General features: G+C 26.7%; 12 protein-coding genes. 10 read left to right on the top strand and 2 right to left on the bottom strand.

Annotated elements, in window-relative coordinates:
- The first annotated feature begins 19 nt into the window (after positions 1 to 19).
- From grdG to ATCC9714_RS08445, 7 genes are all read left to right on the top strand, one after another.
- The gene (grdG, locus tag ATCC9714_RS08475) at positions 20 to 1306 is read left to right on the top strand and encodes a sarcosine reductase complex component B subunit alpha (RefSeq protein ID WP_021129691.1); all 1287 of its coding nucleotides are present in this window, start codon (positions 20 to 22) and stop codon (positions 1304 to 1306) included.
- A 29-nt stretch (positions 1307 to 1335) separates the two neighbouring features.
- Positions 1336 to 2646, top strand: coding sequence for a sarcosine reductase complex component B subunit beta (gene grdF / locus ATCC9714_RS08470; RefSeq protein ID WP_081013590.1), 1311 nt, complete (start codon positions 1336 to 1338; stop codon positions 2644 to 2646).
- 15 nt (positions 2647 to 2661) lie between these two features.
- Positions 2662 to 4005, top strand: a complete 1344-nt coding sequence (locus tag ATCC9714_RS08465) for a sodium-dependent transporter (protein WP_057545023.1) — start codon at positions 2662 to 2664, stop codon at positions 4003 to 4005.
- Between the two features lie 346 nt (positions 4006 to 4351).
- Positions 4352 to 6355, top strand: a complete 2004-nt coding sequence (locus ATCC9714_RS08460) for a sensor histidine kinase (RefSeq protein ID WP_057545022.1) — start codon at positions 4352 to 4354, stop codon at positions 6353 to 6355.
- A 146-nt stretch (positions 6356 to 6501) separates the two neighbouring features.
- The gene (locus ATCC9714_RS08455) at positions 6502 to 9339 is read left to right on the top strand and encodes a GNAT family N-acetyltransferase (protein WP_081013591.1); all 2838 of its coding nucleotides are present in this window, start codon (positions 6502 to 6504) and stop codon (positions 9337 to 9339) included.
- A gap of 130 nt (positions 9340 to 9469) precedes the next feature.
- Positions 9470 to 10630, top strand: a complete 1161-nt coding sequence (locus ATCC9714_RS08450) for a glycoside hydrolase family 10 protein (protein ID WP_057545021.1) — start codon at positions 9470 to 9472, stop codon at positions 10628 to 10630.
- Between the two features lie 250 nt (positions 10631 to 10880).
- Complete coding sequence (locus tag ATCC9714_RS08445) at positions 10881 to 15164, top strand: 2-hydroxyacyl-CoA dehydratase (protein ID WP_057545020.1); 4284 nt, start codon at positions 10881 to 10883, stop codon at positions 15162 to 15164.
- Positions 15165 to 15192: 28 nt separating this feature from the next.
- On the opposite strand, the gene ATCC9714_RS08440 is transcribed toward ATCC9714_RS08445, so the two are convergent.
- Positions 15193 to 15930, bottom strand: coding sequence for a DUF4184 family protein (locus ATCC9714_RS08440; protein WP_021126103.1), 738 nt, complete (start codon positions 15928 to 15930; stop codon positions 15193 to 15195).
- 272 nt (positions 15931 to 16202) lie between these two features.
- Between ATCC9714_RS08440 and ATCC9714_RS08435 the strand changes: the two genes are divergently transcribed.
- The 3 genes from ATCC9714_RS08435 to ATCC9714_RS08425 all read left to right on the top strand — a co-directional run bounded on the left by ATCC9714_RS08435 (position 16203) and on the right by ATCC9714_RS08425 (position 21823).
- Positions 16203 to 17420: a sensor domain-containing diguanylate cyclase gene (locus ATCC9714_RS08435; RefSeq protein ID WP_057545019.1), complete on the top strand. Its 1218-nt coding sequence runs from the start codon at positions 16203 to 16205 to the stop codon at positions 17418 to 17420.
- Positions 17421 to 17495: 75 nt separating this feature from the next.
- Positions 17496 to 18698 (top strand): exonuclease SbcCD subunit D, encoded by a 1203-nt coding sequence (locus ATCC9714_RS08430; protein ID WP_057545018.1) that lies wholly within the window; start codon positions 17496 to 17498, stop codon positions 18696 to 18698.
- A complete protein-coding gene (locus ATCC9714_RS08425; RefSeq protein WP_057545017.1) occupies positions 18698 to 21823 on the top strand; it encodes an AAA family ATPase in 3126 nt (1041 codons plus the stop codon). The genes ATCC9714_RS08430 and ATCC9714_RS08425 overlap by 1 nt, the downstream gene beginning before the upstream one ends.
- Before the next feature lie 36 nt (positions 21824 to 21859).
- On the opposite strand, the gene sstT is transcribed toward ATCC9714_RS08425, so the two are convergent.
- Positions 21860 to 23095: a serine/threonine transporter SstT gene (gene sstT / locus ATCC9714_RS08420; protein ID WP_057545016.1), complete on the bottom strand. Its 1236-nt coding sequence runs from the start codon at positions 23093 to 23095 to the stop codon at positions 21860 to 21862.
- Between the last annotated feature and the right edge of the window lie 43 nt (positions 23096 to 23138).

Raw genomic sequence — 23138 nt, 5'->3', positions numbered from 1 at the left:
AAAATATAGGAGGTAAAATATGAAATTAGAATTAGGGAAGATTTTCATTAAAGATGTTCAGTTTGGAGAGAAGACAGAAGTTAAAGAATCTATACTATATGTAGATAAAAGTCAAATTGAAAAAATAGTATTAGAAGATGAAAGAATAAAAAGTGTAAATATTGATTTAGCAAGACCAGGTGAATCTGTAAGAATTGCGCCAGTTAAAGATGTTATAGAACCAAGAGTTAAGGTAAGTGGAGAAGGTCAAATTTTTCCTGGAGTTATAAATAAAGTAAAAACAGTTGGAAGTGGAAGGACTAATGCATTAGTGGGAGCTTGTGTTGTAACAGGTGGAAGTATAGTAGCTTTTCAAGAAGGAGTAATTGATATGAGTGGTCCAATAGCAGATTATTGTCCTTTTTCAAAAACTAATAATGTATGTATAATGATGCAACCACAAGAAAATTTAGAAACACATGCTTATGAAGCAGCTGCTAGAATGGCAGGTCTTAGAGTTGCAACTTATATAGGAGAGGCAGCAAGAAATATAGAACCTGATGAAATAAAAACTTATGAAACTAAGCCACTACTTAAACAAATAAAAGAATATCCAGATTTACCAACGGTAGCCTATGTGCATATGCTACAATCTCAAGGTTTATTACATGATACTTATTATTATGGAGTAGATGCAAAAGAAATCGTACCAACTTTAATGTATCCAACTGAAATTATGGATGGAGCTATAATTTCTGGAAACTGTGTTGCTCCTTGTGATAAGGTTACTACATTCCATCATCTAAATAATCCGGTAATAGAAGATTTATATAAAAGACATGGAAAAGATATAAATTTTGTTGGAGTTATTTTAACAAATGAAAATGTATTTTTAGTTGATAAAGAAAGAAGTTCAGATATGGTTGCTAAATTTGTAGACTACCTGGGAATAGATGGAATAATAATTACTGAAGAAGGATACGGAAATCCAGATACAGATCTCATGATGAATTGTAGAAAAGTTACTCAAGCAGGAGCAAAAGTTGTTCTAATAACAGATGAATTTCCTGGTAGGGATGGGAAAAGTCAATCAGTAGCAGATGCAACTAAAGAAGCAGATGCACTAGTATCTTGTGGTCAAGGAAACTTAGTGGTACATTTTCCAGCTATGGAAAAAATTATAGGAACTTTGGAATATGTTGAGATGATGATTGGGGGTTATAAGGGTTGCTTAAATGAAGATGGCAGCATGGATGCAGAACTTCAAATTATAATCGCTTCAACTATAGCCAATGGATATAATCACTTAACTGCAAGATGGTACTAAGATAGCAAATAATAAAAGGAGGTAAAATTATGAGTAAAATAAAGGTTGTTCATTATATAAATAATTTCTTTGCAGGAATTGGAGGAGAAGAAAAAGCCAATATCCCTCCAGAAAAAAGAAAAGGAGCTTTAGGACCAGGATTAGCTTTTCAAAAATCATTTAAAGATGAAGCTGAAATAGTAGCTACAGTTATATGCGGAGATAGTTATTTTGGAGAGAATATGGAAGATGCAATGAATGTTTTAATTAAAATGATAAAAGAAGAAAAACCAGACTTATTTATAGCAGGGCCAGCATTTAACGCAGGTAGATATGGGGTAGCTTGTGGAGCTATATGTAAAAAGGTCGAACAAGAACTTAAAATACCAGTAGTTACAGGCATGTATATAGAAAATCCTGGAGTTGATATGTATAAATTAGATTTATATATAATAGAAACTAAAAATTCAGCAGCAGATCTTAGAAAGACTGTACCTAAGATGGTTAATTTAGGATTAAAACTTGCAAAGGGTGAAGAGGTAGGACCTCCAGAAGAAGAAGGGTATATTTTAAGAGGGATAAGAAAAAATTTCTTCCATGAACTTAGAGGATCTGAAAGAGCTATAGATATGTTGGTTAAAAAATTAAATAAAGAAGAGTTTAAAACAGAATATGAAATGCCTATCTTTGATAGAGTAACTCCTGCTAAGCCTATAAAAGATTTATCAAAAGCCAAAATTGCTATAGTAACTTCTGGAGGAATAGTTCCAACAGATAATCCAGATAAAATAGAATCTTCAAGTGCTACAAAATATGGAATTTATGATATAAGTAAAATGAACACCCTTAGTAAAGATGACTTCACAACAATTCATGGAGGGTATGATAGAGCGTATGTACTTGATAATCCTAATTTAGTAGTCCCTCTTGATGTTACTAGGGAATTGGAGAAGGAAGGCATTATAGGCGAACTTGCAAATTACTTTATAACTACTACAGGAACAGGAACAAGTGTCAACAATGCTAAAGCTTTTGGAGAAGACTTTGTAAATAAGTTAATAGAAGATGGTGTAAATGCTGTAATTCTAACTTCTACATGAGGTACTTGTACACGTTGCGGTGCAACGATGGTAAAAGAAATAGAAAGAAAAGGTATAACAGTAGTTCATATGTGTACAGTAGTTCCAATATCTTTAACAATAGGTGCAAATAGAATAATACCTACTATAGGTATCCCTTATCCATTAGGGGATCCTAATTTAGGGGAAGATGGAAGTAAAAAATTAAGAAAAGGTTTAGTATTAAAAGCATTAAAAGCGTTGCAAACAGAAGTTAATGAACAAACTGTATTTGAAAATTAAATAGGAGTGTGGACTATGGAAAAATCCAGAGAATCTTGGGGTAGTAGATTTGGGTTTATAATGTCAACAATAGGATTTGCAATAGGACTTGGAGCTGTATGGAGATTTCCATATATGGTTGGAGTCAATGGTGGTGGTGCATTTTTAATAGTATATGTATTGATATCATTAGTTATAGGAATACCATTATTTGTTGCTGAGATGGGACTTGGAAGAAAGACCCATTTAAATCCAGTAGAAGGAATGCGTAAACTTACTAAAAAAGGAAGCATATGGGTAGGAATAGGATGGTTAGGAGTTATAGCATCACTTTTTATAATGTCATATTATATAGTTGTTATAGGATGGATGCTTGCATATTTAGTAAAAACTTTTATGGGATCCTTTAATGGATTATCTATTACTGAAGTATCACAAGTTTACTCAAATTTTATTTCTAGTCCCTCTCAAGTATTATTTTATACAGCTATAATGATAATATTGCTTGGGATTATAGTCAATAGAGGGCTTAAAGCTGGTATAGAAAATTGCTGTAAATATCTAATGCCTGCACTTTTTATAATATTAATATTACTTGCTATAAGAAGTATGTTACTTCCTGGAGCTATGGAAGGAATTATTTGGTATTTAACACCTGATTTTTCTAAAATTACAGGAGAAGTAATACTTGCAGCACTAGGTCAGGCATTTTTTGCAATAGGGATAGGAGTTGCAGCTGCATTTGTATATGGTAGTTATCTAGATGATGAAAAATCTAATATAACAGGTGATGCAACTATAATTGTAATATCTAATACGGCTATAGCTATAGTAGCAGGGCTTATAATATTTCCAGCGATATTTTCTTTTGGAATGTCTCCAACAGAGGGTCCAGGTCTTACTTTTATAACTATGCCTAATCTATTTTCGCAAATGGCTGGAGGAAAATTATTTGGATGTTCATTTTTCTTTTTAGTTATAATTGCAGGAATAACTTCAGGAATAGGATATATAGAATCAATAGTGTGTACTATATCAGAAGTATTTGATATAAATAGAAAGAAAACTGTTTGGATAGTATTAACAAGTATATTTTTATTAAGTATACCTTGTATATTAGCTAATGGTCCATTAAGTGAAGTTAATATATTTGGCAAAAACTTATTTGACTTAGCTGATTATATTTCAGGAAATATATTAATGCCATTAGGAGCATTGATGATATCTATATATACAGCATATAAATGGAAATTTGAAAATTACATGGATGAAGTAAATACTGGATCTAAAAAAGTGAGAGTATATAAGTGGATGAAACCTATAGTAGTTTATTTAATACCCATATCAGTATTTATTATAATGATTGCAGGATTGATATAAGTAAAAATATAAGTAAAAGTAAATAATTAATATAAAAAGTAGATACACTATAGTGTATCTACTTTTTATATTAATTATTTTTAGATAAAAATATATATTTAATTGTAATTTATTAAAAGATTTTATTATGGATATATATAATAATGAGATAAAAATTTACTGTAGCTGTTTAAAGTAATGTATAGGACAAAGCATTCTACTAATATTGACAATTTATACAAAAAAATGCAAAATAATTAAATGGGTAAAAATCAAGCGGTTTCACGAATTTACAAGTTGAAATAATATAACAGGTGGATTATATAATAAAATTTAATTTAAAAAATGTGAAATAAGGGGAAAAACTATGGGTGATGTAAATATTTTTGAAAATATAAAAGAACAAAAAAGAATTGATATAATAATTATATTGATAATATCAATATTTATATTAGGAGGATATGTTTTTAGACTAATAGAACTTATAAGTCCACAACCAATATTTGAGTTGACAAATGATGATTTTGTAAGAATATTTAGTGTAATTTTATCTATGTTAGGGGTCTTAAGTTGTTTATTATGCTATAGTAGCAATAAAAAAGAAGAATTATTTATAATGTTTCTAATGTACACTATGTTTTTTTTAGATATATGTACATCAAACTTATTAAATTACTCACATCCTAATTTAGATGAATACCATGCTATTATAACATCTTTTGTAAGAGTAAGTATAGTATATATAGCAGTTAGCAATTTAGAAAGTTTGAAAAAACTTATTATAAATAATAAAATAAAATCATTTTTGATAGTTAGTTTAATAACTTTTATATCTATTTATATAGAATATAAATACATGTATCCATACAATGAAAATATAATTAAATTCTATAAAGGATATAATATATTTTTGGCTATAGTATATATAATAATATCTTTTAGATTTTTTAAAAAGAGTTTTAATAAAAAAGAATATATTTATAGTGTAATTGGATCAAGTGCACTTATGTTTTCTATAAAATCTATATATGATTTTTTCTATATAATAAATCCAACTGAAGAAATAGGATTGACATCAACATCCACAATATTTTTAGGGTTTATAATTTTTATATTAGGGCTATTTATTGAACTTAGTAGATCTATAAAAATTAATAGAATATTAGATGGACAAAGAAGCTTATTTATAAAAATTATCGATGAAAATAAGCATAGTAATATTATAATATGTGATGAAAACTACAAGATAGAATATAAAAATGCAAAAACTATAGAAAATATGGGAAAAAATCATTATTTTAAAGATTTAGATATAGAGATTGGGAAAAAATTTGATATAGCAAAAATATATAAAGAAAACTTAAATCTTAAAGAAATTGAATATGAAATGTCTCGATATGGATGTTATAGCAAAGACATATACATTAAAGATATAGATAAAATTTTAGATATTTCAATACAGACATTTGAAATAAATAATAAAAAATATAAAGTTTTATCTATAAAAGATGTATCAGAAAAATATGAACTTGAAAAAGCTCTATTAAAATATGAAAGAATCAAACAAGAAGAAAAGGTAAAAAATGAGTTTTTCTCAAACATAAGTCATGAGTTAAAAACTCCTTTAAATATAATCTATTCAGCCAATCAATTATTAAGTGTAAGTGTAGAAAAAAGTAACTTTAAAGAAATATATATAAAATATAAAGATTGTCTAGATATAAACTGTAAGAGAATGCTTAGACTTATAGATAATATAGTTGATATTACTAAGCTTGATGTAGGATTCAAATGTCCTGAATTTGACAATTACAATATAGTTAAGATAGTTGAGGATATGACTTTATCTGTTGTAAGTTATGCAAATGTAAAAGGTATAGAAGTTTTATTTGATACAGATGTAGAAGAACTTGATATAAAATGTGATCCTGATATGATAGAGAGAATAGTTTTAAATCTATTATCTAATGCTATTAAGTTTAGTGAGGAAGGCAGTAGTATTTTAGTTGAAATTTTAAGTAATAAGACTTGGGTAGGAATAAAAGTAAAAGATAATGGTATAGGAATTCCAGTTGAAATTCAAGATAAAATATTTGATAGATTTGTCCAAGGAGATAAATCTATGCGAAGAAAAAAAGAAGGTAGTGGAATTGGACTTAGTTTAGTTAAGTCTCTTGTAGAATTAATGGATGGTAAAATATACTTAGAAAGTGATGGTAAAAGTGGTACTGAATTTACTGTTTTACTTCCAAATAAATTAATAACAGAAGACGAAAAAATAGTCCACAAAGATTACCAAGTTGATTTGCAAAGAATAAAACTAGAGCTTTCAGATATATATGAATTGTATCATGATGAGTATGTTAGATAGTTAATTTTAAAAAATGAATATAAAATAGATAAAATCTATAGTTAAATAAAAGGCTATAGATTTTATCTATTTTACGACGAAAAAATTTTAACATATAATGAACTTAACAAATTTTGTAAGAATAAGATAAATATAGGGAGATAGAGATGAAATTAAAATTAGATATATATGATAGTTCATTTAAGCATGTTAAAAACAATAAAACTATATCATACAAAACAATAAGCAATTTATGTGTAGCAAAAGAAGAGGCTTTTGCTTTTCAAGTTATGCTAAATAGCAATGACGATTTTTTTTGTCAATTAGGAGATTTAAATGATATACATTATTTAGGACTCAATAATAAAATTAGAATAGAGCTTGAAGCAGAAGAAAGTTTAAAGGATAGCTTTAAAATCTCCTTTATAGGTTACATACAAGATGATAATAAAGACTACATAGGTGATCAAATTTTAAATCAAAACTATATGCATATAGAAGAAGAGCAGCTATTATGGATAGATGGTAAAATACCTAAAAATTTTAATAAAGATAATATAGAGATAAAGTTAAAAGCTTACTATACAAAGGAATATCAAAAAGAAAAAATTATAGCTGAAAAAAGTGTTAAAATTGAAGTTTTAAACTATATTGTAAAATCAGCAAAAGAAAGTGAATTTTTCTTAGACTTATGGCAACACCCTTGTAACTGGGCTCGTTATTATGAAGTTCCATATTATAGTGAAGAACATTTTTATATAATAGATAACTTTTTAGAGCAAATGTCAAAATTAGGTCAAAAAGTTATTGACTTAATAGTTACTGACTATCCATGGGCAGGACAAAGATGCTATCAGGTATATGAAAATGCAAATAATTTATTTGAAATGAATATAGTCAAAGTATTTAAGAAGGATAGAGAATTGATATGCGACTTTTCAAATTTAGATAGATACATAGATTTGTGTTTTAAACATAATATAAATAAAGAAATTAACTTATTTGGAATTATAGGAAACTGGGATGCATTTAAGTTTGGAAGTCCTTTAAAAGATTATAAAGATGCAATAAGAATAAACTATTATAATGAAGATGAAAAGGTTTTTGGTTATTTAGAAGATAAACATGATTTTGCTAAATATCTAAAACTTTTATTTGATCACTTAGAGTCTAGTAATTTATTAGATATAACTAAAATAATAGTAGATGAACCAGACAATATAGAAGTATTTAATGAAAATGTAGATTTTATAAAAAAAAGTTCAGGGAAAAAAGAATTAAAATTTAAGTGTGCAATACATCATCAAGAGTTTTTTGAAAAATGTAACATAAACATAGAAAATTTATCGTTAAACACTTGTGAGCTTATAAATAATATAGATAAGTTAGATGAAATAAAAAAAGAACTAGAAAATAAATCTGGATATTTAACTTGGTATTCTTGTTGTTTTCCTGATAAGTTAAATATATTTTTAGAATCTCCATTAATAGAATCTAGACTTAAGGGATGGTTTACATACTATTTTAACCTAGATGGATTTTTAAGATGGTCTTATGGTATTTGGCCAGGAGATTTATTCAACAATGCAACTTATAAAAAAGACAAATGGAAAGCTGGAGATATGTTTTTAGTTTATCCAGGAAAAGATATGAAGCCTATGGATTCAATAAGATGTAGAAACTTATTATTTGGAATACAAGATTTTAATATACTTAAAGACATGGAAGATAAATTGGGAAAAGAAGAAGTGTATAAGGAAATTGAAAACTTATTAGGTAAAAAATCTGAAATGAAGTTTTTAGGTGAAAGAAAAATTAAAATGAATTATTCTATAAGTCATGAAAAATATATAAAACTAAGAAAAAATTTAATAAATAGGGTTAATCCTAGAAGTGCAAAACCTGAAGAATTTGAAAGGGTTATAAGTCTTATAAACAAAGTTTTTAGAGATTTAAGAGGGCATAAACCAACTATGCAACAAGAATTCCCTCTATTATTAAATAAGGACAATATAGAAAATATGATAGTAATATCTAAAGACAATAAAATTGTTTCAGCTGTAAATTATGTTATTCAAGATATAACTGTTCAAGGTAATGATATAAAAGTAGCTGCAATAGGCGCAGTTTGCACAGATCCAGATTATGAAGGTAATAAATATGCATCTACTGCATTGGATTATGTGGAAGATAAAATGCTTAAGGATGGAGTAGATATGGTTAGCATATCTGGGACAAGAACCTTGTATACAAGAAGAAAATGTAGCTTAGTTAAAAACTTCAATAAATACATAACTTATCCTAAAGATAAAGATATTAATTTAGAAATAAAAGAATACGATAAATCCTATTTAAATGAAATAATAAAAATATACAACCAAAATAGTACTAGGTTTTTAAGAACTAAAGAACAATTTGAAACATTATTAGAAAGTGCAACTATACCTTGGGGGAATTTTACTTATAAAAAGTTAGTGGTTTTTAGGGAGAATAAAGTAATTGGATACATAATTTTAAGAATAATAGATGATGAAACTTTAAAAGGAGAAATTAGAGAAATATATATAGATTCTAAATATAATTACGAAGTAGTTCAATATATTGCTAATAAGTATAATCTAGAATATGTAATTCAAAATGTACATATAAAAGATTTTATAAATCAACCTAATCTCTTTGATGAAAAAAAATTATCTTACTTAGATGGAAGTATAAAAATAATTAACTACGAAAATCTATGTAAAAATTTATATGGATATTTTAATCAATATGTTGATACAGATTTTTTAAACGAGATAGAATTTAGGACTACAGATAATAAATACATTATAAAATATAAAGATGAAATATTAGTTATAGATGATATTGATAAATTAAATAAACTATTTCTAGAAGGTAGTAATGTTATTAAAAGTGAACTTAAGAATTTAAATAATATAAATAAGTTTGTAAATTCAGTATTTCCTATAAATTTTGTATGGACTTCTAATTTAAACTATCAATAAATAAATGTATAAAAGTCTTATATATAGCAATTAAGCTTTTTAATGCTATTATAAGGCTTTTTTTGTGCTTAACAAAATATTAGTAAAACACATATAATAAATACAAAATATATAATAGGGGGAAACTTTCATGAGGACAGATTGTACGCTATATGAGTTTAGAGGGGTTTGGGTAGCTACAGTATATGATATAGATTGGCCAAAAACAAAGGATAATCCTGAAGCTCAGAAACAAGAGTTCATAGAACTATTAGATAAAATTCAAAGTTTAAATTTAAATGCTGTATTTGTTCAAGTTAGACCTACATCAGATGCCTTTTATGATTCAAAAATAAATCCATGGTCAGCGTTTCTTACAGGGGTGCAAGGAAAATATCCGGGTTATGATCCTATGAAATTTATGATAGAAGAGACTCACAAAAGAAATATGCAATTTCATGCTTGGTTAAATCCATATAGAATAACTACTAAAGGAACTGATTTAAGTGTTTTAGCGGATAATAATCCAGCAAAATTACATCCAGAGTGGGTATTATCTCATAATGATGCTCTTTTTTATAATCCTCAAAATCAGGAAGTAATAAATTATGTAGCAACAACTGTATTTGAAATAGTATCAAATTATGATGTAGATGGAATTCACTTTGATGAATATTTTTATCCATATGGATACCCACCTCCAGAATGTGATTGTGAATGCGATTGTGGATGTTTATGTACCTGCAATTGTATTTGTGGATGTGAATATGTATGTGAGGATACAGCTGAAAATAGAAGAGAAGCTATAAATAATTTAATAAAAACAGTATATAGAGTTATAAAATCTACGAAACCAAATGTTGAATTTGGAGTGAGCCCTTTTGGTGTTTGGAAAAATAAAAGCAGTGATGTAACGGGTTCAAATACAAATGCTTTAGAAGGTTACTATGATTTATATACAGACTCTCTATCTTGGATACAAGATGGTATTATAGATTATATAGCACCTCAAGTTTACTGGGAGACAACTAACGTAGATAATCCATATGAAACGTTAGTAAAATGGTGGGCAAGTATTGTAGATGGGACAAAAGTTAAGCTATATATAGGTCAAAATATAAATAAAAAAGAAACTGCAAGAGAAGTTGATAAAGAAATTGAAATAAATAGGCAGTACAAAGAAGTTAAAGGTAATATATTATTTAGTTATAGAGATATAGCAGAAAATAATGAAGGAGTAGTAGAGAAACTACAAAGAGTTTATTCAGAGAAAGCGTGTATACGGAAAAGAAATAAGATATTAAAGATATAATAGTAAAAAATTAAAAATAAACTAGAATTAATGTAAGCAAAAAAGTATATAGATTAAATAAAGGCTATTATAGAAATTAGAAATAAAAAATTAGAATTTTCAATATGTTTTTAAATTATAAATGTATTATCTAATATTAGATAATACATTTCTTTTATGATAGAATATAACAAGGAATGATAAAAAATTCTAAAAATCAATAAAAAAAGACGAATTTAGACAAAAACAACGAAACAATGGGGTGATAGGTATGATGGACACTTTCAATATAGGAATTGATGTGGGATCAACTACAGTAAAAGTCGTAGTATTAGATAAAAATAAAAAGATAATTTTTAAAGAATACGAAAGACATTTATCAGATATTAAAAATGCTGTCACTAAAGTATTAGAAGATACTTATAAACTTATTGGTGATGAAAATGTATCTATAGTTATAACGGGTTCAGGTGGAATGAATTTAGCAAATGAATTAGAAGTTGAATTTATTCAAGAAGTAATTGCTAGTACAAAAGCTATTGAGTATTTTAATCCTGAAACTGATGTTGTAATAGAACTTGGTGGGGAAGACGCTAAAATAACTTATTTAACAAATGGAATAGAACAAAGGATGAATGGGATATGTGCAGGTGGAACAGGGTCTTTTATTGATCAAATGGCAACTCTTTTAAAAACAGATGCTCAAGGATTAAATGAATTAGCAAAAGGTTATAAAAATATATATAGTATAGCTGCAAGATGTGGAGTATTTGCAAAAACAGATATACAACCCCTTATAAATGAAGGAGCTAGAAAAGAAGATATAGCAATGAGTATTTTTCATGCGGTAGTAGTTCAAACAATTAGCGTTTTAGCTTGTGGAAGAAAAATTCAAGGAAAGGTAGCCTTTTTAGGGGGACCATTATACTTCTTATCTCAACTAAGAAAAGCTTTTATTGATGTTCTTAAGTTAGATAAAGATGATATTGTATTTCCTGAAGATGCACAATTATATATAGCTATGGGTGCCGCATTATCATGTAAGGAGAAAACTGTTACTTTAGGCAATTTAATAGATAATTTAAAACATTTAAAATTAAAAGAAGTTATGGATAACAGTGGACTTAGACCTTTATTTAAGACAGAAAAAGAATATATAGATTTTAGAAATAGACATGATAAAGATATTGTTAAAACTAAAGAATTATTAAACTATAGTGGAAATTGTTTTTTAGGTATAGATGCGGGGTCAACTACTACAAAAGTAGCATTAGTTGATGATGAAGGTAATTTATTATATTCAGATTATAGAAGCAATGAAGGAAGCCCATTAGACTCAACAATACATATTTTAAACAATATATATGATATATTACCTAAAGGGGCTAAAATTGTAAATTCAGCTGTTACAGGGTATGGAGAAGCATTACTTCAAAAAGCTTTAAAAATAGATGTGGGAGAAATTGAAACAATAGCACACTACAAAGGGGCAAAGTTTTTTTCACCTAATGTAGATTTTATATTAGATATAGGCGGTCAAGATATGAAATGCCTTAAAATAAATAATGGAGTAATAGAAACTATCATATTAAATGAAGCTTGTTCTTCTGGATGTGGGTCTTTCTTAGAAACATTTGCAAAGTCGTTACAATTAGATATTAAAGATTTTTCTAAAAAAGCTCTATACTCTAAAAATCCAGTAGATTTAGGTTCAAGATGTACGGTATTTATGAACTCAAGAGTAAAACAAGCACAAAAAGAAGGAAATTCTGTAAGTGATATAAGTGCAGGGCTTTCTTATTCTGTTATAAAAAATGCCTTATATAAAGTTATAAAAGTAAAATCAAAAGAAGATATAGGCAATTTTCCAGTAGTTCAAGGAGGAACTTTTTACAACGATGCTGTCTTAAGAGTCTTTGAAATTTTAACAGAACGAGAAGTTGTAAGACCTAATATAGCTGGAATAATGGGAGCTTTTGGAGCAAGTATTATTGCTAAAGAAAAATATAATAAAAATCATAAAACCTCTCTTTTAGATAAAAAAGGTATCAATTCAATAAACTTAAATATAACTACTGCAAGATGTGGTAAATGTTCTAATAATTGCTTGTTAACTATAAATAGTTTTGGAAATGGAGAAAAATTTATTTCAGGAAATAGATGTGAAAAAGGAATAGGACTAAATAGAAATGAAAATAAGAATATAAATCTATTTGAGTATAAGTATAAAAGAGTATTTGATTATGAAAGCTTAGATATAAATAAAGCAAAACGAAAGGAAATAGGATTACCTAGAGTTTTAAATATGTATGAAGACTATCCTCTATGGCATACAATATTTACAAAGTTAGGATTTAAAGTTGTGCTTTCTAGTGAGTCTTCAAAAGAGTTATATGAAAATGGGATGGATTCAATTGCATCAGAGTCAGTTTGTTATCCAGCAAAAATGGTACATGGACATATAAATGATTTAATAAAAAAAGGTATAAAAAATATATTCTATCCATGTATAAGACATGAACACAAAGAATTTAAAAATGTAGATAATCATTTTAACTGCCCAGTTGTTATGTCCTATTCAGAGGTAATAAAAAATAATATAAGTGAAATAAAAGAAAATAATATCAATTTTATAAATCCATTTTTACCAATGAATAGCAAAAACGCCTTAAAGAAAAAGCTTTATGAAGAGCTAAATAAAATTAAAGATTATGATAATGAATTCATAGAAATAAGTAAAGATGAAATAAATAAAAGTGTTGAACATGGATTTAAAGAATATGAAAAATTCAAAGAGGATATAAGAAATAAAGGAGAACTAGCTTTAAACTATATTAAAGAAAACAATCTTAAGGGAATTGTACTAGCAGGTAGACCATATCATATTGATCCAGAAATAAACCATGGAATACCGGAGATGATAAATTCTTTAGATATGGCAGTTCTAACAGAAGATAGTATATGTCATTTAGGAAAATCAGATGAATCTTTAAGAGTTGTAGATCAATGGGCATATCATTCAAGATTATATAGAGCAGCTAATTTTGTAAGTTCTAGAGATGATTTATCTCTTGTTCAGCTAAATTCTTTTGGGTGTGGATTAGATTCAGTTACAACCGATCAAGTCCAAGAAATTCTAAGTGGAGAAGGAAAAATTTACACTTGTATAAAAATTGATGAAGGAAATAATCTTGGAGCTGCGAGAATAAGATTAAGATCTTTAAAAGCAGCATTACAAGAAAGGGAAAATAATAATATACAAGGAATTAAAGTTAAGAAAACATATACAAAAGGAAGTTTAAGTAAATCAATAAAAGAAAATTATACTATTTTAGTGCCTCAAATGTCTCCAATACATTTTGATTTAGTTGAACATAGTGTAAGAAGTTGTGGATATAATATGGTTTTACTAAAAGACTATGAAGGAGCCATAGAAGAAGGATTAAAATATGTAAATAATGATGCTTGCTATCCAGCAATAATTGTTATAGGCCAGTTAATTAAAGCACTTAAAAGTGGGAAATACGATTTAAATAAAACTGCTGTAGCTATAACTCAAACAGGTGGTGTATGTAGAGCTACAAATTATATAGGATTTTTAAGAAAAGGATTAAGTGATGCTGGATATGGAAATATTCCTGTTGTGTCCTTATCAGTAAATGGAGATGAAAAAGGAAATCTATATAGTGTATTTTCTTTAGGATTAATAAATAGAGTTATAATGGCTGCTATATATGGAGATTTACTAATGAAAGTTTTATATAAAGTTAGACCTTATGAACTAGAAAAGGGAAGTGCAAATAAACTTTATAAAAAACATATAGAAGTATGCAAAACGAGTTTAGAAAAAGGTAATTTATCTAAATTTAAAGAAAACATATATAATATAGTTAAGGATTTTGATGAACTGCCTATAACTGATGAGGAAAAGCCTAAAGTGGGATTAGTAGGTGAAATATTAGTAAAGTTTCATCCATTAGCTAATAACAATATAGTAGATATTTTAGAAAAAGAGGGTGCAGAAGCTGTTGTACCAGAACTTTTAAATTTCTTCTTAAGTTGTGCATTTAATACTTACTATAAGGCTGATAACTATCTAGATAAAAAATATAAAAAATTAGGTGGAAAATTAGTTATAAATTCAATAGCAATGTATCAAAAACACTATATGAAAGCCTTAGAGGAGAGTAAAAGATTTAGTAAACCAAAATACATTCAAGATTTAGGAGAGACTGCATCAAAGGTTATATCACTTGGAAATCAAGCAGGAGAAGGGTGGCTTTTAACTGCTGAAATGATGGAACTTATAGAAAGTGATGTTAAAAATATTATATGTATGCAACCTTTTGCATGTTTGCCAAATCACATAACCGGAAAAGGTGTAATAAAAGAATTAAAAAGAGTTTATTCAAATACTAATATAATTCCTATAGATTATGATCCAGGAGCTAGTGAAGTTAATCAATTAAATAGAATTAAATTGATGTTATCAACATCATTTAAAAATTTAAATAATGAATTTGAAGAGGAAATTTTAGAAACTAGTACAGTTTAGGTTAAATAAAATAAGTACTGAAAATGACTTAGCTTAAGTCATAATCAGTACTTATTTTATTTATATACAAAATTGAAGATATTAAGTATCCTATAAACAGACCATTTACAAAGGTTGTTACAAGTCTTCCTATACCAAAGGTATTAAAAAACATATAACTAAAAATAATAACTACAAATTGAATAGATATAGCAGTAAAATGATATTTTAGCTTATTTGAAATAATATGTTTATTATCTACTTTTTTAATTTTATTTAAGTAAATTAAAATTAAAAGGATACCAATAAGTGTGCTTCCATGTTGAATAATTTTAAACAATGGAATTTGAAAATTTAAAAAGTTTATATTTGTTCTTAAAAAATTTATATTCAATACAAAAAATCCACTAGGATGAGTAAAAGAATCCCAAAGCACATGGGTAATCATACCTAGTATACATGAGTATCCAAAAACTATAATATTTTTAGTACTTTTCATATTAACCTTATAATTTAATAAGTATATATAGTACCTAGATAGTCCAAATGGTAAATTTAATATAAAAGGAACTTTTATAAAGTTATTTATTAAATAATTTAATAAATAACACAAAGGTAAATTTAAAAATAAAAAGCCTAAAAAAGTATGACCTAAATTACTGATTGGGTTAAATAATATAAAATATATAAAATCTGGAGCCATAGAACCAAGAATTAAACCCATTAAATTAAAGTATTTATTCTTAGTAAAAATTACAGCTGCAGGATGAGCGAGTGTAAACGGCATAAAGACCCTCCTTATTTAGATTTCAGATTATATAGTACTATAAATAAATATGATATTCTAGATAAATTTTAAAAAATAAATGTATATATAGATACATAATTGTTTTTATATAAATGGCCTTTTCAGAAGTTTGAATTAGTTTTACAATATTAATATGTAATTATTTTAAATGAAGATTTTTATAAATCCATAAATTACCATATAAAAAAATGAATTTTTGAAGTACTATATAACATAGTGTAGATTTAAATAGTAAGGAAGTAGGAGTTAAAATGAATAAAAGCTTAATGGATTTAATATTTGACACACTTCCATTTCCAATGTGGATAAAAAATGAAGATGGAGTGTTTTTGAAAATAAATAAAAAATTTAAAAATACATTTATAGATAGAGACTTAACTCAAGATGATATAATAGGAAAAATCAATAAAGATATATTTGAAGAAGATTTGGCAAAGGAATATGATGAAAATCATAAAAAGGTTGTAGAATTGAAACAACCAATGGTTTTTGAAGGAAAGACTAAGAATAAGAGCGTAATGTCATATTTAACACCAATACTTGATGAAAATGAAAATATAATAGTTATTACTGGAGTTATTAAAGACACTACAGAAACTAAAAATTATCAACAAAGTTTAATAAATCAAAATACATTATTAGAAACCATAATAAATACAATTCCAGATATTATTTTTTATAAGGATAAACAAAGTAGATATCTTGGAGGAAACAAAGCTTTTTTCGAAGGATTCTTTGGTAAGAAAAAATCTGAGGTTATAGGGAAAAATGATTTTGAGCTACACCAAGATAGGGAAGTTGCAAAAGCTTTTATAGAAAGAGATCAAGAAATTCTAAAAAATAAAGAAGATAAATATACGGAAATAAATATTTTAAATAAAGATGATAAAATATTATATCTAGAAAGTGTAAAAACTCCTTTAATAAATGAAAAAGGAGAAGCATGGGGAATTGTTGGGGTAGCAAGGGATATGACAAAAAGAAAAGAATTAGAAGATATGCTAACCCAAATGAGTTACACAGATAAATTAACAGGATTATACAATAGAGCATATTTTGAGGAACAAATTAACAAGTTAGATGACAATGAATACTATCCATTAACTTTAATAATGGGAGATTTAAATGGATTAAAAGCTGTGAATGATAATTTAGGACATCTAGAAGGAGATAAATTGTTAGTTGAAATAGCAAAAGTTTTAAAAGGAAGTTGTAGAAAAGAAGACTTAGTTTTTAGATGGGGTGGTGATGAGGTTATAATACTTTTACCTAATAGCGATTATAAACTTGGAAAAGAAATTTGTAATAGAATACAATTAAATTGTAAAAATACAGATAAGACTCCGATACCATTAAGTATCTCATTGGGAGTTAGTACTAAGATTAACAAGCAAAAAGATATTGATGAAATTTTAAAAGAAGCTGAAGATATGATGTATATTGAAAAATTAAAGACTAAAATTAACTAATGATAATAATAGCTCTCATTAAATTGAGGGCTTTTTATGGTATAATCAATTTATAAATCATAAGGAGGAAGTTTTATGAAAATCATTCACACGAGTGACTGGCATATAGGAAAAATTGTAAATGAGTTTTCAATGATTGAAGATCAAAAATACATTTTAAATAAACTTATAGAATTAATAGAAATAGAGGATCCAAAAGTACTTCTAATTGCTGGAGACATATATGATAGATCGATACCACCTGTAGAAGCTGTAGAATTATTAAATGAAACTCTAAACAAACTTATAATAGAGAAGAATATAAAAGTATTAGCAATATCAGGAAATCATGATGGAGGCGAAAGACTAAGCTTTGGGGGTAGTATATTAGAAAAGCAAGGACTATATATAGCTGGAAGAGATGAAGAATTATACAAAAAAGTAACTATAAAAGACGAAAATAAAAATATTAATTTTTATTTAGTCCCATACAAAGATCCTGCACTAATAAGAAAGATATTAGAAGATAAAGAAATAAAAAGCCATAATGATGCCATGATTTCTGTAGTAAATAAAATAAAAAAAGAGTTAAATAAAAAGGAAAAAAATATCCTAGTAGGTCATGGTTATGTCACCATGAAAAGAAAAGATGCAATAAAAGAACTAGAAAATAAATACGAGGTTGCAGAACTTGAAACATCAGAATCAGAAAGGCCATTATCTATAGGAGGAACAGACTTAATAGATGGAAATATATTTGAAGATTTTGATTACGTTGCTTTAGGTCATTTACATGGAAGACAAAAAGTTGGAAGGGAAGAAATGAGATATTCCGGATCTCTTTTAAAATATTCTTTTTCTGAAGTTAATCAGAAAAAAGGAGTATATGTATTAGATATAAATAAAGAAAATAATATTGATATAGATTTTAAACTTATGAAGCCGTTAAGAGATTTAAGAATTATTAAAGGAAATATAGAAGATTTATTAGAAGAAGGAAGAAATATTAAAGAGGGAAAAAATGATTATATACAAGCTATACTAACTGATGATGGAGAACTTATAAATCCTATGGAAAAGTTAAAGTCAGTTTATCCAAATACGATGTTAATAACAAGAGAAAGAAAAAAAGAAATTACAGAAGATAAAACTTCAGCAAAAGGTGAGTATAAGAAAAAAAGTAAATTGGAGCTTTTTAAGGAATTCTATGATGACTTAGGAAATGGTGATTATACAAAAGAAAAAGAAGAAGTATTAATAAATACTATAAATGAAGTTTTAAAAAGTGAGGTGAAATAATGAGACCTATTAAATTGACTATAAGTGCTTTTGGCCCTTATGCTCAAAAACAAGTTATAGATTTTGAAGAATTAAATGGAAGAAATATATTTGTTATATCAGGAAAAACTGGAGCTGGTAAAACAACTATATTTGATGCAATAAGCTATGCTCTATATGGTGAGGCAAGTGGAGAGTCTAGAGAAACAGATTCGCTAAGAAGTCATTTTGCAGATGATGGGGTAGAAACTTTTGTTGAATTGGAATTTGAACTTAAAGGAGAGAGGTATATAGTAAATAGAGTTCCAAAGCAGAAAAAGAAAAAAGCTAGAGGTGAGGGTTATACTGAAAAAAGTGCAGATGCAACTCTTACACTACCAGATGGAAAGGTTATAACAAAGGTTACCAATGTAACTAATAAACTAATTGAAATCTTAGGTATAACTAGAGATCAATTTAAACAGATAGTAATGCTTCCTCAAGGTGAGTTTAAAAAATTATTATTAGCAGACTCTTTAGAAAGAGAAGGAATATTTAGAAAGATATTTAATACATATGATTTTGAAAAAATTCAAGTACAACTTAAAGAAAATGCTATAGCATTAAGTAAAAATCGAAATAAAAGTAAAGATGAAATACAGACTAATTTAAAAAATATAAAAGGAGAACATGATATAGTTCTTGGAGAGTATGTTGATTTTCCATTTGTAATAGAAAAACTAAAAAAAGTTATTGAAAAAAATAAGTTTGATTATAAAAATTTTGAAGAAGAAGATAAAAATCTTTCAAGTAAGTTAGAACTAAGAAATAAAGAAAAACTAACTATAGAGAATAATAATAAATTATTAAAAGAAAAAGAAGATATAATAAAAACTCTTGATAAACTTTTAAGTGAAAAAGAAGTTTTTGAAAAGAAAAAGAAAATTATAATAAACGCAAAAAATGCTAAAGAGATAAAATATATAGAAGATAAACTTATAGAAAATAAAGCAAAATTAAGTCAAAGAGAGAAAGACTATAAAGAAAGTTTAAATACTATAGAAGATTTAAGAAAATATTATGATATAGCTAAAGAAACTTTAAAAATAGAAGAAAGTAAAGAAAGTGAAAGAGATAAGATCAAGTTAGACATAGATAATTTAAAAAGTATAGAACCTAAAATTTTAGAATTTGAAAACTTAAAAAATCACATATTAAATAAAAATAAGAAAATAGAAGAAGTTAAATTAAAAATAATAAAAAATAAAGAACATATTGAACAACTTAAAAAAGATAAAATAGAAAATGAGAATATACTAAAAGAAATATCTACATTAGAAACTAGAAAAGTAGAAATAGAGAATGAAATATTAAATAAAAATAAAATAATACAAGAAATCAGAGAGTTATTTAAAAATATAGTAAGTTATGAAAACTCTCGACTAAATCATGATAGTTTAAGTAAAGAATATGAATCATTTGAAAAAAATTATAAATCTATTAAATATGGATATGAAGAGATGGATGGTCTGTATAAAAAAGAACAAGCAGGAATACTTGCAAGTAATTTAAAAGCTAATGAACCTTGTCCTGTATGTGGATCAACTAATCATCCAAATCCAGCTATTATAAGTAGTAACTTAAAAGTTCCTACAAAAGAGGAATTAAAATTAGCTAAGGAAAATTTAGAAAAAATTGAAAAAGAAAATAACTTAAAAATAAATGAATTAACAAGATTAAATGAAGAAAAGAAAAATTACTTTGAAATTGTAAATAATAGCTTAGCGAAGTTTTCAGATGTTTTAAATATAGATAGGATTTATTCTAATAACACATGTAATAATGTAAAAACTAAAGGAATTGAATTAAAGGATTCAATAGATAAATTAAAAATCGAACTTACAAAGGTAAATGAAAAGTTAATTTTAAAAGATTCTATAATAAATAAAAATATAACTATAGATAATCAAATTTTAGAAAATGAAAAATCCCTAAATATTTTAGAAGAAAATGAGAAAGAATGTTTAAAAGAGTTAACTCGAATTAATACTAAAATAGATGAATATAAAAAAGAAATTCCTAAAGAAATTTTAGATGTTAGAATACTTAAATCTTTAATAGATGAAAAAAACAAAGTTTTAAAAGATAGTATAAATAGATTAAATAAGTTGAGAGAAGAAAGTGAAATCACTTCTAGAAAGTTAGAAGGTGAAACCTCAAAATCTAAAGAAATAAATAATTCTATAAAAGAGTTAAAGGATGTTATAGAAAAAGTAGAATTAGAGTTTAAATCATCTATGAATAAATTAGGGTTTAATAATTTAGGATGTTATGAAGAAGCTAAATTAAATATTCCTTCAATAGAGTTATTAGAAAAAGAAGTTGATGAATATTATTTAAAATTAAAACTGTTTAATTCTAAGGAAGAAGATATAAATATTAAAACTAAGGATTTAGAATTTATAGATTTAACTAGTATAGATGAAGAAATCAAAAACTTACAAAGTACTAAAAAAGAAATAGAAGTTAAGTTAAGGGAGATTTATTCTATATTAGAAAATAATAAATCTGTGCTTAAAAATGTAGAATCTCTTAATGTAAAGTTTAAATCTATGGAAGAAGAATATAAAGTAGTTGGTGAGTTGGCAGATTTAGCAAATGGTAAAAAATCACCATATATATCTTTTGAAAGATATATATTGGCATCTTATTTTGAAGATATAATAGAAGCTGCTAATATAAGATTGGAAAAAATGACAGGGGATAGATTCTCATTAATTAGAAAGAAAAGTAAAAGTAAGGGCGCAGGGCAAAAAGGTCTAGAACTTGAGATATATGATAATTACACAGACAGTTCCAGAGATGTAAGTTCTCTATCTGGTGGAGAAAGTTTTAAAGCTTCTTTATCATTAGCTCTAGGTCTTTCTGATGTAGTTCAATCAAATGCAGGCGGAGTGTCTCTAGATACAATGTTTGTAGATGAAGGATTTGGAACTTTAGATCCACAATCTTTAGATAATGCAATTGATAGTTTACTTGAGCTACAAAGAGGAGGAAGATTAGTGGGCATAATTTCCCATGTAGAGGAATTAAAAGAAAGAATTGATGCAAAATTAGAAGTTGTATCTACTTCAAAAGGAAGTAAAGCAGAGTTTAATATATTATAAAAGAAAATGGTCTATTAAAAAATAGACCATTTTTTATTAATTTTTCTGGAGTGTTTTTTTCATATTTTCTTTACGACGTTTTGAAAGTTCAGCTACTGCTGTAAATAAAACATCTGTTGAGGAATTTAATGCAGTTTCACAAGAATCTTGAATTACACCAACTATAAATCCAACCCCTACAACTTGCATAGCAACATCGTTTGGTATACCAAATAAACTACAAGCAAGAGGAACTAATAAAAGTGAGCCACCAGCAACACCAGAAGCACCACAAGCACTTATAGCAGATAATAGACTAAGTATCAAAGCCATCCATATATCAACTTCTATACCAAGTGTATGAACTGCTGCAAGTGTTAATATAGATATAGTTATAGCAGCACCACCCATATTTATTGTAGCACCAAGAGGAATAGATACAGAATAGGTATCTTTGTTTAATTTTAATTCTTCACAAAGCCCCATATTTACAGGAATGTTAGCAGCAGAACTTCTAGTAAAGAATGCAGTAAGTCCGCTATCTTTTAGACATTTAAAAACAAGTGGATATGGATTTTTACGAATACATACAAAAGTTATAATTGGATTTATAACAATAGCTATAAATACCATAGACCCAACTAATAAAATTATTAACTGACCATAACTAAGTAAAGATTTAATCCCTTGAGTTGAGATGCTATCAAATACAAGACCCATAATACCTAGTGGGGCAAAGTTAATTATCCATCTTACTACTTGAGAAAGTGCATCCGATACGTTATTTATAATGGTTTTAGTAGAATTATTAGCTGTTTTTAGTGCAAAACCTAAAATTAATGCCCAAGATAGTATGCCTATGTAGTTAGCATTAAAAAGTGCTTTAACCGGATTATCTACAATATTCATAAGTAGACTTTTTAAAACTTCTATAACTCCGCCTGGAGGAGTTATATTATCGACACCAGCACCAAGAGTTAAAGTTATTGGAAAAATAAAACTAGCTAAAACTGCTATAAGACTGGCTAAAAAAGTCCCTAAGAGATAAAGTCCGATTATTGATTTCATATTAGTTTGTTGACCTTGTTTATGTTGAGAGATAGCAGACATTACTAAAAAAAATACAAGTATTGGTGCAACAGCTTTTAAGGCTCCTACAAATAATGAACCAAATATTGAAATAGGTTTAGCTACAGTAGGTATAGTTAGCGAAAGAATAATACCCAATATTAATCCAAGAACAATCCTTTTAACTAAACTTATTTGGTTCCATTTGACTAAAAGTTTTTTCATATATTCACTCCTATCATTAAATAATTATTAATTCTGATTTGCT

The organism is Paraclostridium sordellii, assembly GCF_000953675.1.
Classification (GTDB): Bacteria; Bacillota; Clostridia; order Peptostreptococcales; family Peptostreptococcaceae; genus Paraclostridium; species Paraclostridium sordellii.
The sequence above is the reverse complement of the archived record's forward strand: the minus strand, read 5'-3'. Positions and strand labels throughout refer to the sequence as shown.